Consider the following 13,923-nt stretch of genomic DNA (forward strand, 5'->3'; position numbering starts at 1 on the left):
GTTCGAGCCGGCGAGAGATCTTGTAGGTGACGTGATCTGGACCTGTGATGGCGTATAGCGAAGACCATATCGCGCTGGCGGCGGAATATGCGCTCGGGACGCTCGACGCCGCCGAACGGGCGCAGGTCGAGACCATGATGGCGGTCGACACCGATTTTGTCGCGCTGGTCCAGGCGTGGGAATTCCGTCTCGGTCCGCTCAACCAGATGGTCGGGCTGGTCGAGCCGCGCCCCGAGCTGTGGGAGCGCATCAAGGCCGAGATCGCGCAGTTGCGCGCGAACGCCGCGGCCGAGCCTGCGGCGGTTGTCGAGGTTCCGGTCGTCGTCGCTCCGCCGGAGCCGGAAACTGCCGAGGCTCCAGCGCTCGTCGCCGAAGCTCCGCCGGCCGATGTACCCAAGCTCGAGGCGCCAACCGTCGAGGTTGCCGAGATCGAAGCCGCGAAGATCGGCGCTCCCGCGATTCAGGTCGCTCCGCAAGACATCGGTGTCGAAGCCCCGGCCATCGCAGCCCGGCGAAATGCGCCTGCGACGGACGAGGTTGCGAACGACAACGCGAACATCGTTCGCCTCTCGTCCAAGGTCCGGCAGTTGCGCGCGGTCGCCAACATCATGACCGCGATCGCCGCCGTGCTGCTTGCGCTGGTGGGTGTCCAGGTCTACCGCCCCGACCTGCTGCCGCGGCCATTGCAGCCGAAGCCGCGAATCCAGACCGTCGAGGTCAAGGTGCCGGCCGTGCAGCCCTCGGCCCAGTTCGTTGCCCTCCTGCAAAAGGACGCGGCGTCGCCGGCGTTCATCTTGACCGTCGATGCCGCCAGCAAGAGCTACACCGTGCGCCGGGTCGGCGCCGCGCCGGAGCCGGGCAAGAGCTTCGAGTTGTGGCTCGTGTCCGACAAGCTGCAGAAGCCGCGCTCGCTCGGCGTGATCGGCGGCAGCGACTTCACCAGCCGTCCCGTTCTCTCGTCCTACGACGCCGACACAGTGAGTCGCGCGACCTACGCGGTCACGGTCGAGCCGGAGGGCGGGTCGCCGACCGGGCAGGCGACCGGGCCGATCGTGTTTACCGGCAAGCTGATCGAGACCGTGCCGCCGGCGCGTTGAGGCAAGCGGCCAAAAAGAAAACGCCCGTGGGGAGCGGGCGTTTTCAGTAGTCGACTTGGGGTTGGGTCTACTACATATCCACGCGGCCAGTTGGGGGGCTGTGAGAACCGCGTGAATTCCGGGAATTCCTGTCAGCGAACCAGCGACGTCTCCGAGCTCGTCACCGCAATCGGCTTGCCGGCCTTGATGACCTTTGCCGTCTGCGTGTAGTTCGGCTCCGCATTCAGTCGGGCCGAGATGCCGAGGCCGGCCACCGCGATGCCAGCCACGAGCGCAACCACCACGATCTTGAGGTGGGTCGTCCGATCCGCGCTGTAAATCGAGTGGTTCATGGAAGCCTCCTGCCGTCTTCCGTCCTTCGCTGATTCGTGTGAGCCGGGAGCGTTCCGGTTCATCGTCTCGCGTCAACTAACGTAGGAAACCTCAATTCTGTTTCGTAGGCCGCATCACAAGTGTGTGATAATGCGTGATGTCTCGCGATCGAAAATCGCTGAAATGTAACTTTGTATATCTATATCAATAATTTAAATGATTGTTCGGTGTTCGGATGAAACTTCGGCCACCTAACGCAAAATTAAGAAAACGTTTGCCTGTGGCGGTAAAGCAAGGGGTGGTCCTGCCGGTAAAAACGGCACAAGCCGGCGCCTAGCGCCGGCTCCCCGGATGAAACGCGCTCGGGAATCCTCGGTTCCGTCACACGCTGCCCACCGTCTTCAGCCGCGCCCGCGGATGAATCTCCGCCTGCGACAGCACCGTGGTCTGGGCGCGGAAGCGCTCGACCAGCGAGCGGACGAAGGGCCGGATCGCCGCCGACGTCACCAGCACCGGTGATTCGCCTTCGCGCGCGGCGCGCTCGAAGGCGTCGCGCGTGGCGGTCATGAACTCCGACAGTTTCGACGGCTGCATCGCGAGGCTGCGCTCCTCGCCCTGGCCGATCAGCGATTCCGCGAACGCCTGCTCCCATTTCGCCGACAGCGCGATCAGCGGCAGGTAGCCCATCGGCGAGGTGTTCTGCGCGCAGATCTGGCGTGCCAGGCGGGCGCGGACATGCTCGACGATCGTGGCCGGGTTGCGCGAGAAGGCGAGCGCGTCGGCGATGCCTTCGAGGATGGTCGAGAGGTCCCTGATCGAGATCCGCTCCGACAGCAGCAGTTGCAGCACGCGCTGGATGCCGGAGATCGTGATCTGCGTCGGCACGATGTCCTTGACCAGCTCGCTCTGCTCCTTCGGCAGCTCCTTCAGGAGCTTCTGCACCTCGCCGTAGGACAAGAGATCGCTCATATTGGCCTTGAGCAGCTCGGTCAGATGCGTCGACAGCACGGTCGCCGCGTCCACCACCGTGTAGCCCTTGAGCGTGGCCTCTTCCTTCAGGCCGGCGTCGACCCAGGTGGCGGGCAGGCCGAAGGTCGGCTCGGTGGTGTGGATGCCGGGCACCGCGACCTGGTTGCCGCCGGGGTCCATGACCATGAACTGGCTCGGCCAGATCTTGCCGGAGCCGGCGTCGACCTCCTTGATCTTGATGATGTAGGTGTTGGCCTCGAGCTGGACGTTGTCGAGGATGCGCACCGACGGCATCACGAAGCCCATCTCGATCGCCAGCGAGCGTCTGAGAGCCTTGATCTGGTCGGTGAGGCGGTCGGTGCCGTCGGGCGCGTTGACCAGCGGCAGCAGCGCATAGCCGAGCTCGATCTTGAGGTCGTCGATCTTGAGCGCGGCGGAGATCGGCTCCTCGGCGGCCGCGGCCGCGGCGGCGGCAGGGGCCGCAGCTTCTGCGGCGGCTTCCTCCGCCTTGGCCTCCTGCTTCTGCTTGCGCGCCTTGAACGCGAGCGCGGCGGCGCCGCCGCCGAGCGCCAGGAATGGAAGGGTCGGGATGCCGGGCAGCGCCGCCAGCACCAGCATCACCGCGGCGGACATGCCGAGCGCCTGCGGATAGCCGGAGAACTGCTTGATCAGCGCCTTGTCGGCGGCGCCGCTGACGCCGGCCTTGGAAACCAGCAGGCCTGCGGCGGTCGAGACGATCAGCGCCGGCACCTGGGTGACGAGGCCGTCGCCGACGGTCAGCGTGGTGTAGGTGCGGGCGGCCTCGGCAAAACCCAGGCCCTGCTGGGCGACGCCGATGATGATGCCGCCGATGATGTTGATGAAGACGACGAGCAGGCCGGCGACCGCGTCGCCGCGGACGAACTTCGACGCACCGTCCATGGCGCCGAAGAAGCCGCTTTCGTCCTCCAGCTCCTTGCGCCTGACCTTGGCGACCTTCTCGTCGATCAGGCCGGCGGAGAGGTCGGCGTCGATCGCCATCTGCTTGCCGGGCATCGAGTCGAGGTGGAAGCGCGCCGCGACTTCGGCGATGCGGCCCGAACCCTTGGTGATGACGACGAAGTTCACCGTCACCAGGATCGCGAACACGATGATGCCGATGACGAAATTGCCGCCCATCACGAAGTTGCCGAACGCCTCGATGACGTGGCCGGCGGCATCGGTGCCCTCGTGGCCGCGCGACAGGATCAGCCGGGTCGAGGCCAGGTTGAGCGACAGCCGCAGCATCGTCGAGATCAGCAGGATGGTCGGGAAGGACGAGAATTCCAGCGGCGCCTGGATGAACAGGGCGGTCATCAGGATCAGGATCGACAGGGTGATCGAGATCGCCAGGAAAAGATCGAGCACCAGCGAGGGCAGCGGCAGGATCAGCACCACCAGGATGGTGAGGATGCCGAGCGCCAGCGCGATGTCGCCGCGCAGGATCACCGTCTTCAGATCGTCGAATGAGAACCCGCCGGCCGGAGACCCCGCGCCTTGACCCGCCGTGACGTCGACCATGGCTTTCGCCCCTTCCCGCGGGCCGCGTCTGCCGGCCCCAAACGACTGCGCGGCGGCCGATGGGCCGCCGTTCCGAACCTGAGGTACCGCGCCGGCGTCCACGGAAGCTCTCCTCCGTCAACTGCACCCGCCCACGACACGCACGTTCCACCCGGCAATTTTTGCCCGGTGTATGGTTAGCGTTCGGTTAATGGCGGTTAACAAAAGGTTGCGGGGGAGACGGGATGCGCTCTCCTGCCGCATCTTCGATGGGCCGCCGCGGTCGGGGGCCTCGCCCTTCGAGACGCCCGCCTTTCGGCGGGCTCCTCAGGGTGAGGGGAGGCGCTGTCAGGCTGCACGCCCGCCGACAAGCTCCGGTCCAAGCGCACGCTGAGCACGGTCGATGTCCAGCGCCGCTCTCGGAGCTCACCCCTCTCCATGAAGATGCTGTGAGCGTGTTCATGGTCAATGTGCAGCACCGCCTTTGGTGCCAGACCCTCATGGTGAGGAGCCGCGCAGCGGCGTCTCGAACCATGAGGCCCCCGCCGCGCCCGACACCAAGCTGCACGAATGAGCGTGTTCTCGCAGACATGAGCGATCGTCTCCCGCGGCGCATCGCGCCCGAGCTGTGCATCAGGTCCGCCCTCGAAACAAATGGAGGGTGCAGGGAAGGCCGGGCGCTGGCCGCGCCCGTGGCCCGCCTGCAGAAAAAAAGCAGGCGGCAGTCACCACAGGTCTGGCCCGGAACACCCGGCCTTCCCTGCGCGACGGTTGGAACGGCTTATACGTGGTCTCCCTGGTGCGCCGGGCTTGTTGGCCACCATCCCTGGCGCAATGCGTTTGCATTGCGCCACGTTGATACCAGCGTCGGGGTATCAGGACCGCACGATTTCGCCGTGCGCAACGAACCGTTCGTCCGCGCGGCACGAGGCCACGCTGCGATTCGCTGCGCCCATCGCATCCCACCTCCCACGTCTCGTGACGGTCGCGACACGCCCCTCCGGCGGAAGCAGGACGGGGAGAGATATACATGATTTCGGAAAAAATGAAAGAGGAAAATTTCGCCAAATCAAAACTCAGGTGCCCGGCTCACCCGGTCTCGGCGCTCGCGCCTCATCCAGTTGCGCGCGTGGCGCCAAGCAATGTGTCCGTATCGTGCGCGCCGCGCGGCGGAGGCATCAAGTTTTTCTGATCGCTGCGATCAGCCTTTGCGATTGGCGGCGAGGGACGTTGCTCCTTAGAAGACTTCTAAATTGAATTCAGGAGAACCGAAGATGCATCGAACGAAGCTCCGCCATGGTCTGCGGCTGACAGTGATGGCCGCCGGACTTGCCGGGCTTGCATTGCTGATCGCGGTCGCTGCCCCAAGGGCGGAGACGCCGACACCTCCCCCAGCGCCGGCCTACCTCCCGACCATCAGCGACCTGATGATCGCGACCATCCAGCCGCGCCACCTCAGGCTTTGGATCGCCGGCCATAGCGGCAATTGGGCGTTCAGTGCCTATGAGCTCGGCAATCTCAAGGGCGCGTTCAATCGCGTCGGCCGGGCGCAGCCGCTGGTCGAGGGCAATTCGTTCGCCGACATGACGACGGCCGTGACGCAGCAGCCGTTCGACGAACTGGCGCAGGCCATCAAGCAGAAGGACATCGGCCGTTTCGAGCGCTCCTATGCCGACCTTACGGCCGCCTGCAATTCGTGCCACCAGGCGCTCAATCGCGCCGCCGTGGTCATCAAGGTGCCGCAGACCGCCAGCGTTGCCGACCAGGATTTCACGCCCGGCTCGGAGTGATCGCGGGCGGACAGTGAGACAGGATCAGAGTCGTCCGGCGTTGCTGCCGGCCGGGGGCCAAGGGACGCGCGTGCGGATCAGCGAAGCGTGATCCCCCTCTCGGTTTGTCGCCTGGGTTGAGGCTGACCGGAAGAGATTTCCGGCCGGTCTTTGTCGGCAGGTGGCAACTCCGCGGCGATGCGCTTTCCGGCGTCGCAGATCGGCGCAGCGCTCACATCCTCTCGCTCATAGTTTCAAAACGATCTTGCCGAAGTGCGAGGCGGTTTGGAGATGGGCGAACGCTTCGGGAGCGTCATCAAAGTCGTAGATCCGATCGACGATCGGGTGGATCGCGTGTTCGGACAGGAAGCGATTCATCGCCGTGAAATGTTCGACCGAGCCGACGGTGACGCCGATGATGTCGGCGTTCTCCCACTGCAGGCGGGCGAGATCGGGCTTGGGGCCGAACCCCGTCAAGACACCGATCTGGACGATCTTGCCACCTGACGCGACCGACCGCAGCGAGCGGTCGTAGGTGCCGGGGCCGCCGAGTTCGAGGACATGACTGGCGCCTTCGCCATCCGTCGCTGTCGTCACCGCGACATCCCAATCGGGCGTGTCGCGGTAGTTGATGAGGATCGAGGCGCCGAGCGCCCTGGCGCGGGCGAGTTTTTCATCCGAGGACGAGATGACGATCGCGCGGGCGCCCAGCGCGGTGGCGAACTGAAGGCCGAACAGGGCGACGCCGCCGGTTCCCTGGACCAGCAGCGTGTCGCCCTTGCCCATCCCGCCTCGGGTGACGAGGCCGTGCCAGGCCGTCACGGCGGCACAGGGCAGGGTCGCGGCTTCGATCGACGTCAGGTGCGCCGGCACGGCGACCAGCGCCGTCGCCGGCAGCACCACGTACTCCGCCAGCATGCCATCCATCGTGCTGCCGCCCAGGGACGACGGAACGTAGCTCGCCTTGAACGGCCCGGAGATCCAATCGCGAAAGAACGATGCGGCCACGCGGTCGCCCGGGCGCCATCGATCGACATCGGAGCCGACGGCATCGACGACGCCTGCGCCGTCGGACAGCGGAACGCGGCCGTCGAAGCCGCCTTCACCCGCTCGGTCCAGGATCAGGAGGTCGCGGTAGTTGAGACTTGCCGCCTCGACCCGGATGCGGACCTCGCCGCTGGCGGGTTCGGGCTTGATGATTTCGGTGCGCACCAGGCGACCCGCGCCCGCATGGCCCTTCAAATGATAGGCTTTCATCGTTGCTCCCTTCACAAGTGGACTCCACTTGGATGAGCACGATCTGTAAGGTCTGACAGCACTGTCAGGGTCAAGAGGGTTTCAGATGAAGATCGGCGAACTCTCCCGGAGGACGGGAGTGAGCATCCGGATGCTGCGATACTACGAGGACGAGGGCTTGCTTGCGCCGCAACGGACCGCGTCCGGCTATCGCGACTACGGTCCGGCGGACGAAGAAGCCGTGCGCCGGATCAAACTGCTCGGCGCCGCCGGGTTGACCCTCGAGACGATCAAGCAGTTGCTCCCGTGCGTGCGCAACACCCGTCCGGACTTCCGGCCTTGCGACAATCTGCGACGCGTGCTGGCGCAGCAGGTCGGCCTCATCGATCAACGCATCGCGGCGCTCAGCCAGAGTCGGACGGTCCTCGCAGGCTTTCTATCGAGCGTGAACTGATCGCCATTCACCCGCCTGCCCAGGAGAGCCCGTATGAAGCTCTATTCGTTCTGGCGGTCGCTCGCGAGCTTTCGCGTCCGCATCGCGCTCAACCTGAAGGGCGTCGCCTACGAGCAGGTGGCGGTCGATATCGACCGGCAGCAGCATCGTGGCGGCGGCTATGCCGCGCTCAACCCGCAGATGGCGCTGCCGGCGCTGGTGCTCGATGACGGCACGGTGCTGACGCAGTCGCTGGCGATCCTCGATTATCTCCACGAGGCCTGTCCTGGCGCTGCGCTGCTGCCTGGCGACGCCAAGGGGCGCGCGCGGGTGCGGGCGCTGGCGGCGATGATCGCCTGCGACGCGCATCCGCTGACGACGCCGCGGGTGCAGCGCTATCTCACCGAGGTGCTGCACCTGGACGACGCGGCGCGCGCGGCCTGGCTCAGGCACTGGGCCGCGGAGATGCTGGCCGCAGTCGAGGCCCAGCTCGCCGGCCATGCCGCGACCGGCCGGTTCTGCCATGGCGATGCGCCGACGATGGCCGACATCTGCCTCGCCGGCCACGCCGTCTTCGCGCGTAATCAAGGCCTCGACCTCGGCGCGACGCCGACGGTGCAGCGCGTGTTCGAGGCGGCGATGGCGCTGCCGGCCTTCGCCTCCGCCCATCCGCTGGCGCAGCCGGACACGCCGGCAGCGCTGCGCGGCAAGCCGGCGGCGTCGTAGCCTCCTCTCTTTGTTGAGCATGATCCTTTCGGAAAACCGGTTTCCACTTTTCCGGATCATGCTCTACGCCACCACCAGCAGCGCTATCGCGCCGGCTGGCTGCCGTCCCGTTTCATCCAGTCGCGGAACTGCTCGAACAGGACCCTGGTCTCGTCCTCGCTCATCCGCCGGCCGCCGGTCGGCGCCCGCGTGCTCATCCACGCGTCGAACTGCTGCTTGACGGCGGCGCCGTCGGCCTGCGGCGGGCGCGTGCTGGCCAGAAGCTCCTCCGCGGCGCGGAAGCGGGTCCAGCCGGGTAGTGAGGAGGCGAGGTTGATCTCATTCCATTTCGGGTGGAACGGCGGCTGCTTGAACTGGTCGAACCGCTTGAACAGATAATCGACGAAGCGCGCGACGCGGCGGTAGCGTTCGGTCTCCGGCGGCCAGTTGTAGACCGCCAGGACCTGCGGCACGCCGATCGTCTCGACGCTCTCGCCGGGCTTGAGCAGATTGGGATAGTCCTGCGAGGTCAGCTTGGTCGGCACGTAGTAGTCCTGCAGGCTGCGCGCGAACGGAATCGGCAGGAAGTGAAAGCCCGGCTCGGGCTTGAACTTGGCGAACAGATCGGTCGGCTTGCCGGTGACGTGGACGACGCCGGCGATCTCGCCGCTGCGCATCTTCTCCAGCGCCAGCGAATTGTTGATGAACACCTTCTCCGCGCCGATCTTGAGCCGGTCGAACACGATGCCGCCGGTGAGGTTGGCGGCGCTGCCCACGGTGTTGAAGGAGACCTTCTTGCCGGCGAGATCCTCCAGCGTCCTGATCTCCGGGCGGACATAGACATGCATCTCGTTGATGTAGAACGAGCAGATGTAGCGGATCCGGCTCTTGATGTTGGCGAGCGTGCCGTTGCGGACGAACTCGTCGAGCACGTCGGCCGAGGTGATCGTGACGTCGACGCCGCGCAGATAGAGCAGGTCCTCGATGTTCCCCAGCGCGCCGTAGGTCACCATCGGCAGCACGCGCAGGTTCGGCCGGTCGTCGAGCACCTTGGCCATCTCGGCGGCGAAGCGGATGTTGGTGCCTTCGAGCAGGCCGCCGGCGATGCCGACCGTCCATTCGTTGGACTCCTGCAGCTTGCCGCCTTCGCCGGCCGCGACGGCCGTCGCCGCCGCCGGCCTTCCGGTCCGCGCCGTCTGTGCCATGGCTGGCAGCAACGGTGCCACCAGACTCAATCCCGCCGCAACGACGCAACTCAACACCGCGACCCGCATGCCCCAAATTCCTCCGTTGCCGGCCACACGGCGATCGTGAGGCACGGCCGATTTTCGCGCATTATCTCCTTGGTTGACGAATGAGGTCTACTACTCGCCGGTTGGTCGCAGCCGGGTCTGCTGCGAGGCGCATCATCGCCACCAAAAAGCCATAGGCTTGATTGCGCCTCGGTCTGGACGGAGAAACGCCGCGGTATCAGTCCGCGAGTCGTCGCCTGATCGCACCCGGCCGAAATGGCACAGTGGAAACCGGTGCAGCTTGCGGTTGTGGGGCCGTTTGTCGCTGGACGTTCGTGCGGCGGAGCTTCCCGGCCTGCTGCGAGATGCCGACCTCGGCGATGCCGGCGCGATCAGGCGCTGGTCTTGCCGGCCTTGGCGCAATAGTCCCGCCAGAACTGCCGGTAGCCGGCCTCGACGCAGCGCGTGTAGTTGGCAACGTCGCCGGCCGGCGAGCGCGCGACCAGGCCGGGCAGCTCGGGCCGCAGCTTTGCCAGCAGCTCGGGCTGCGCGGCAAAGCGCTTGGCGATCCGGATGTAGCCGTCGTCATCGCCGGCGACCCAGTCGGCGAGGCCGGCCGCGGTCAGGATGCCGCCCGCGGCGCGCGATGCCGCGCCGGCGCCGAGCTTGGCGACGACCGGCACGCCCATGTAGAGCGATTCGAACGTCGAGATGCCGCCGTTCTGCGGGAACGGATCGAGCGAGATGTCGATGCGCTCGTAGGATTTGAGATGCTCGATCCGCTCGCTGGCGCCGAGGCAGAGGATGCGCGCCTCGGGCACGCCCTGGGCGACGAAGCGGGCGAGCAGCCCGTCGCGCACCGCGGGATCGTTCAGCGCGAGATGCTTGATGACGAGCTTCGCGTCCGGGATCTCGGCGAGCAGCCGTGCCCACAGCGCGATCGCAGCGTCGGAGATCTTGTCGATGCGGTTGTAGACGCCGAAGGTGACGTGGCCGTTCGTCAGCATCGGCAGCGGCGACGGCGGAACGTCGCGCACCGGATCGATCGTGATCACGGAGGGCAGGTCGTGGACGTGCTCGGCGAACAGCGGCCGGACGCTCTCGGGCACCGTGACCGGATCGGCGAAGAAGTAGTCCATCGTGGCGAGGCCGGTGCCGGTGCCGCTGCCCCAGGCCGTGACCTGGATCGGCGCCGGCTTGCGCGCGAACACCGGCATGCGCGTGCCCGTGGTGTAGCCGGAGAGATCGACCAGGATGTCGACGCCGTCGGCCTGGATGCGGTCGGCCAGCTCGTCGTCGGAGAGGCTGGAGGCCTCGACCCAGACGTCGGCAATCGACTGGAACGTCGCGGTGTAGGAATCGTGCCGCGGCGAGGTCGAGTAGCAGTTGACCTGGACCTGCGTCTTGTCGTGGCCGCGCAGCACGGGCAGGAAGGCGAAGGCCGCCGAATGCATGCGGAAATCGGCCGAGACGTAGCCGACGACAATGCGCCTGTCGGGATCGAGCGAGCGCGGCGCAAGCTTGCGGCGGGGGAATTTCGAGCCGACCGCCATCCACCAATATTGCCGCGCCGCCTGCTGGACGGCGAAATCCGCGCCGGGCAGGAAGTCGAGATAGAAGATCTTCTTGGTGATCGCCTCGTCATAGTCGGGCTGCACCGCGAGCGCCTGGTCGAATTGCGCGATGGCGCCGGTGACGTCGCCGAGCCGGCCGCGGCAGGCGCCGAGCAGGGTGAGCGCGACCTGCGCCTTCGGATTGGTGTCGAGCACGCGCTTGCAGGCGGCCATCGCCTGCGCGACGTTGCCGTTGAGGATGCAGATCTGCGCCTTGCCCTGCCATCCGATCTGCAGATGAGGATCGAGCGTCACGGCGGCATCGAAATCGGCTTCCGCTTCCGCCGTGCGGCCGGAGATCATGTAGAGCCGGCCGCGATGCGCCCGCAGCTCGGCATGGGCCGGGCGTGCGGCCAACGCCGCATTCAAGGTCGCTTCCGCCAGCTCGTAATGGTGCAACTCGAGATGCGCGAGACCCTTGTTGACCGTGGCCTCGAAATGGTTCGGATTGAACGCCAGCGCGCGCTCGGCGCTGGCGGCGGCGGCGTCCCAGCGCCGCAGCATCAGCTCGGCGACGCTGCGATTGCACCAGGCGTCGACGTCGTCGGGCTTGAGCTCGAGGGCGCGTGTCGCGGCGGCGAGCGAGGCCTCGCCCTGTCCGAGCCGCAGCAGCGCGATGGCGTGGTTGCGCAGGGTGATCGGCGCGTTCGGCCGCAGCGCCAGTGATCGCTCCAGCGCGGCGCGCGCCTCCGCGTAGCGCTCGCAATTGATCAGCGCCCAGCCGAGATTGGACTGCGCGTCGGCGGAATTCGGCTCCATCGCCACGGCCTGGGTCAGGAAGGCGGTGGCCTCGGCGAAGCGCGCCGACGACACCAGCGACACGCCGAGCAGATGCATCGCATCGAAGCAGCCGGGGACTTCCTGCAGCAGCTGCGCGCACAGCGCCTGCGTCTCCGCCTGGCGCCCGGCCTGGAACGCCTTGTACGCCGCCGCCAACTGCGTCTCGACGAGCTTCTTCTGCTTCTTTTCCTGCCGTGCCTTCTGGAAGGCGCGCGAACCGACGGTGCTCAAGGACTTGGGTCTCCGGACAGACAGGACGGCAGGGCGTCGGATGCAGCGACGCGCTGCGGCCGGCAACCGGGCCGCCGCCATGCCCGGCGGCAGCAAAGCCCAGGATGTCCTGTGGTCGTCCGGTCGCCGGCCACGCGCAGGCGCGACGCGGCAAAGCTTGCCCGCGCCATGGTTAGCAAATGGTTAACGCCGGCGGCCGGAGCGCCGCGGGCGTCTGATCGGGACGAGGTTGCCGAGCGCGAGTTTGCATCGATCGCCTTTCTGTTTCAACGGACGCAGACTTGCCTTCCCGCGGCGCATGGCGCCCGGGCTGTGCATGACGTCCGCCCTCGAACTCCAGGAGGGCGCAGGGAAGGCCGGGCGCTGGCCGCGCCCGTGGCCCGCCTGCGAAAAAATGCAGGCGGCAGGTACCACAGGTCTGGCCGAACACGCCCGGCCCTCCCTGCGCAACGGTTGGAACGGCTTATACGTGGTCTCCCTGGTGCACCGGGCTTGTTGGCCACCATGCGCGACAACGCGCTTGCGCACGCCGCCGCGGGACACCAGCGTCGGGGTGTCAGGACCGCACGATTTCGCCGTGCGCAACGAACCGTTCGTCCGCGCGACCATAGGCCACGCTGCGATTCCTTGCGCCCATCGCATCCCACCTCCCACGTCTCGTGACGGTCGCGACACGCCCCTCCGGCGGAAGCAGGACGGGGAGAGATATACATGATTTCGGGAAAAATGAAATAGAAATCTTTGGGCAGAGTTCTCGCAGTTCCATTGTCGGCGTCCGGGCGAGCGTCGTGCTACACAGGTGATTATCAAATGGGGCTCCGCCGGTTGGTCGACCAAGTCGAATTCCGGATCACGACGTCGGGCGAGCGGATTTCAGGCTGGCGAGCCGTCGCTCAATTCGCGTCGTTATGTTGTTCACTCGGATGAACGCTGAAGGAATGGCCCTTCGGGGTGATCTGCCATTCGAGGAAGTAGCAGAAGTTCGTGAAACGCCGCCGCCCAAAACAATCTTCGTAGTTGATCTTTCCGACGGTGTAGAGCCGCATCCCGCTTTCAGGGGTCTTGATGCGGATCATCTCGGAGGATGACAGGATTGTATCAGCGTGGCTGTCATGGTCGATAGACCTATGAGGTCCAACCATCATCACGCTCGGATTTCTGCCCTTTGGCATAAAGAGTTGGGCAAAGTCAAAATCCCTCGGGAGGGGATGGGGCAGAGGCTTAGTGACCGCCTCAACGTGTAACTTGTAAGCAGGTGTTTGGCCTGCGTTGGTGGTAGTGAAGCTGTGAACAAAGCGATCGGCTTCGTCGTCCTGAACAAGAATGTTTTTGCCCAATGTGTGGATGTAGGCGCGCAGTTGGCGCCGGCCGTTTCGAACCGTGTAAAAGATAGTGGCGATCAGTGCGCAAAATTGGAGGAATGCGACGAGGCTTGCTACTGCAGCAATCTTGTCGCTCAGACTCCAGCCTGAGAATAACGCCATCGCTCCTTGCCTTCCTCGCAAACTTGAGTTGCATGGATTTGTACCATAGCAGCAGGGGCGGCTTGGCACTGACCTCGTCGAGTTGTTCGATGATCCACAAGCATCGCACCCGAGCCGGCTTCGCGTGTCACCCCAACAGCCCGTCGAAGTTGCTCGGCGGCTTCTGCTCGGCTATGCCGCTCAGCGTCAGCCGCGCGATTGGCGACAGGCTTAAGGCACTACCGCACTTCAGCACGTTGTTCGAGGCTTGCGCAGAGATACGGGGCTCCGGGTGCACGCGCAGGCCATTGGTTATCCTGATCGTAAGGCCGGGCTTTCCTTCGGCCGCATTAGAACGACTTCAGGCTTCCTGCTGACCTGCAGAGGACTGGCCGGGTCGCCACCCTCCAACTTGTCCCTCCAACTTGTCCGGCACCTTGCCCCAGCGGCGTTCTACGAGGAACTGCGCCCACACCTTGTCGCCCTGGAGCGCCTGCAGCAGGCCGACAATGAAGACGGCGTCGATGGCCTTCTTCTCCTCGCCGCACTGGGCACGTCTGGCGTC

Annotated in this window: 10 protein-coding genes; 4 read left to right on the forward strand and 6 right to left on the reverse strand. The window is 65.9% G+C overall.

Features of this window, described 5'->3' with window-relative positions; all coding sequences use genetic code 11:
• Window positions 1-47 precede the first annotated feature (47 nt).
• A complete protein-coding gene (locus QX010_RS02960; RefSeq protein WP_316177500.1) occupies window positions 48-1,097 on the forward strand; it encodes an anti-sigma factor domain-containing protein in 1,050 nt (349 codons plus the stop codon).
• 131 nt (window positions 1,098-1,228) lie between these two features.
• Here the strand turns inward: QX010_RS02960 and QX010_RS02965 are convergent, their stop codons facing one another.
• Together QX010_RS02965 and flhA are read right to left on the reverse strand one after the other, a co-directional pair.
• Window positions 1,229-1,429 (reverse strand): hypothetical protein, encoded by a 201-nt coding sequence (locus QX010_RS02965; RefSeq protein ID WP_315803233.1) that lies wholly within the window; start codon window positions 1,427-1,429, stop codon window positions 1,229-1,231.
• 361 nt (window positions 1,430-1,790) lie between these two features.
• Complete coding sequence (gene flhA / locus QX010_RS02970; protein WP_316177502.1) at window positions 1,791-3,917, reverse strand: flagellar biosynthesis protein FlhA; 2,127 nt, start codon at window positions 3,915-3,917, stop codon at window positions 1,791-1,793.
• Window positions 3,918-5,170: 1,253 nt separating this feature from the next.
• Here flhA and QX010_RS02975 point away from each other — a divergent pair.
• Window positions 5,171-5,686 (forward strand): cytochrome family protein, encoded by a 516-nt coding sequence (locus QX010_RS02975; protein ID WP_316177503.1) that lies wholly within the window; start codon window positions 5,171-5,173, stop codon window positions 5,684-5,686.
• A gap of 225 nt (window positions 5,687-5,911) precedes the next feature.
• Here QX010_RS02975 and QX010_RS02980 read toward each other — a convergent pair whose 3' ends face one another.
• Complete coding sequence (locus tag QX010_RS02980) at window positions 5,912-6,922, reverse strand: NAD(P)-dependent alcohol dehydrogenase (protein ID WP_316177505.1); 1,011 nt, start codon at window positions 6,920-6,922, stop codon at window positions 5,912-5,914.
• Between the two features lie 85 nt (window positions 6,923-7,007).
• Here QX010_RS02980 and QX010_RS02985 point away from each other — a divergent pair, with 85 nt between their 5' ends.
• Window positions 7,008-7,355, forward strand: a complete 348-nt coding sequence (locus tag QX010_RS02985) for a MerR family transcriptional regulator (RefSeq protein ID WP_316177507.1) — start codon at window positions 7,008-7,010, stop codon at window positions 7,353-7,355.
• Window positions 7,356-7,388: 33 nt separating this feature from the next.
• A complete protein-coding gene (maiA, locus tag QX010_RS02990; protein WP_316177508.1) occupies window positions 7,389-8,060 on the forward strand; it encodes a maleylacetoacetate isomerase in 672 nt (223 codons plus the stop codon).
• 83 nt (window positions 8,061-8,143) lie between these two features.
• Here maiA and QX010_RS02995 read toward each other — a convergent pair whose 3' ends face one another.
• The 3 genes from QX010_RS02995 to QX010_RS03005 all read right to left on the reverse strand — a co-directional run bounded on the left by QX010_RS02995 (window position 8,144) and on the right by QX010_RS03005 (window position 13,379).
• A complete protein-coding gene (locus tag QX010_RS02995) occupies window positions 8,144-9,313 on the reverse strand; it encodes a TAXI family TRAP transporter solute-binding subunit (protein WP_316177510.1) in 1,170 nt (389 codons plus the stop codon).
• Between the two features lie 350 nt (window positions 9,314-9,663).
• Complete coding sequence (locus tag QX010_RS03000) at window positions 9,664-11,895, reverse strand: tetratricopeptide repeat protein (protein WP_316177512.1); 2,232 nt, start codon at window positions 11,893-11,895, stop codon at window positions 9,664-9,666.
• Between the two features lie 893 nt (window positions 11,896-12,788).
• Window positions 12,789-13,379 (reverse strand): hypothetical protein, encoded by a 591-nt coding sequence (locus QX010_RS03005; RefSeq protein WP_316177514.1) that lies wholly within the window; start codon window positions 13,377-13,379, stop codon window positions 12,789-12,791.
• Window positions 13,380-13,923 lie beyond the last annotated feature (544 nt).

This window comes from Bradyrhizobium sp. SZCCHNRI1009 (assembly GCF_032487575.1).
Taxonomy (GTDB): Bacteria; Pseudomonadota; Alphaproteobacteria; order Rhizobiales; family Xanthobacteraceae; genus Bradyrhizobium.

Bases quoted from the DNA above. Each gene is read 5' to 3' on its own strand.
- QX010_RS02995 (WP_316177510.1), bottom strand. From the start codon at position 9,313: ATGCGGGTCGCGGTGTTGAGTTGCGTCGTTGCGGCGGGATTGAGTCTG.
- QX010_RS02965 (WP_315803233.1), bottom strand. From the start codon at position 1,429: ATGAACCACTCGATTTACAGCGCGGATCGGACGACCCACCTCAAGATC.
- QX010_RS03005 (WP_316177514.1), bottom strand. From the start codon at position 13,379: ATGGCGTTATTCTCAGGCTGGAGTCTGAGCGACAAGATTGCTGCAGTA.
- QX010_RS02960 (WP_316177500.1), top strand. From the start codon at position 48: ATGGCGTATAGCGAAGACCATATCGCGCTGGCGGCGGAATATGCGCTC.
- QX010_RS02975 (WP_316177503.1), top strand. From the start codon at position 5,171: ATGCATCGAACGAAGCTCCGCCATGGTCTGCGGCTGACAGTGATGGCC.
- flhA (WP_316177502.1), bottom strand. From the start codon at position 3,917: ATGGTCGACGTCACGGCGGGTCAAGGCGCGGGGTCTCCGGCCGGCGGG.
- QX010_RS02980 (WP_316177505.1), bottom strand. From the start codon at position 6,922: ATGAAAGCCTATCATTTGAAGGGCCATGCGGGCGCGGGTCGCCTGGTG.
- QX010_RS02985 (WP_316177507.1), top strand. From the start codon at position 7,008: ATGAAGATCGGCGAACTCTCCCGGAGGACGGGAGTGAGCATCCGGATG.
- maiA (WP_316177508.1), top strand. From the start codon at position 7,389: ATGAAGCTCTATTCGTTCTGGCGGTCGCTCGCGAGCTTTCGCGTCCGC.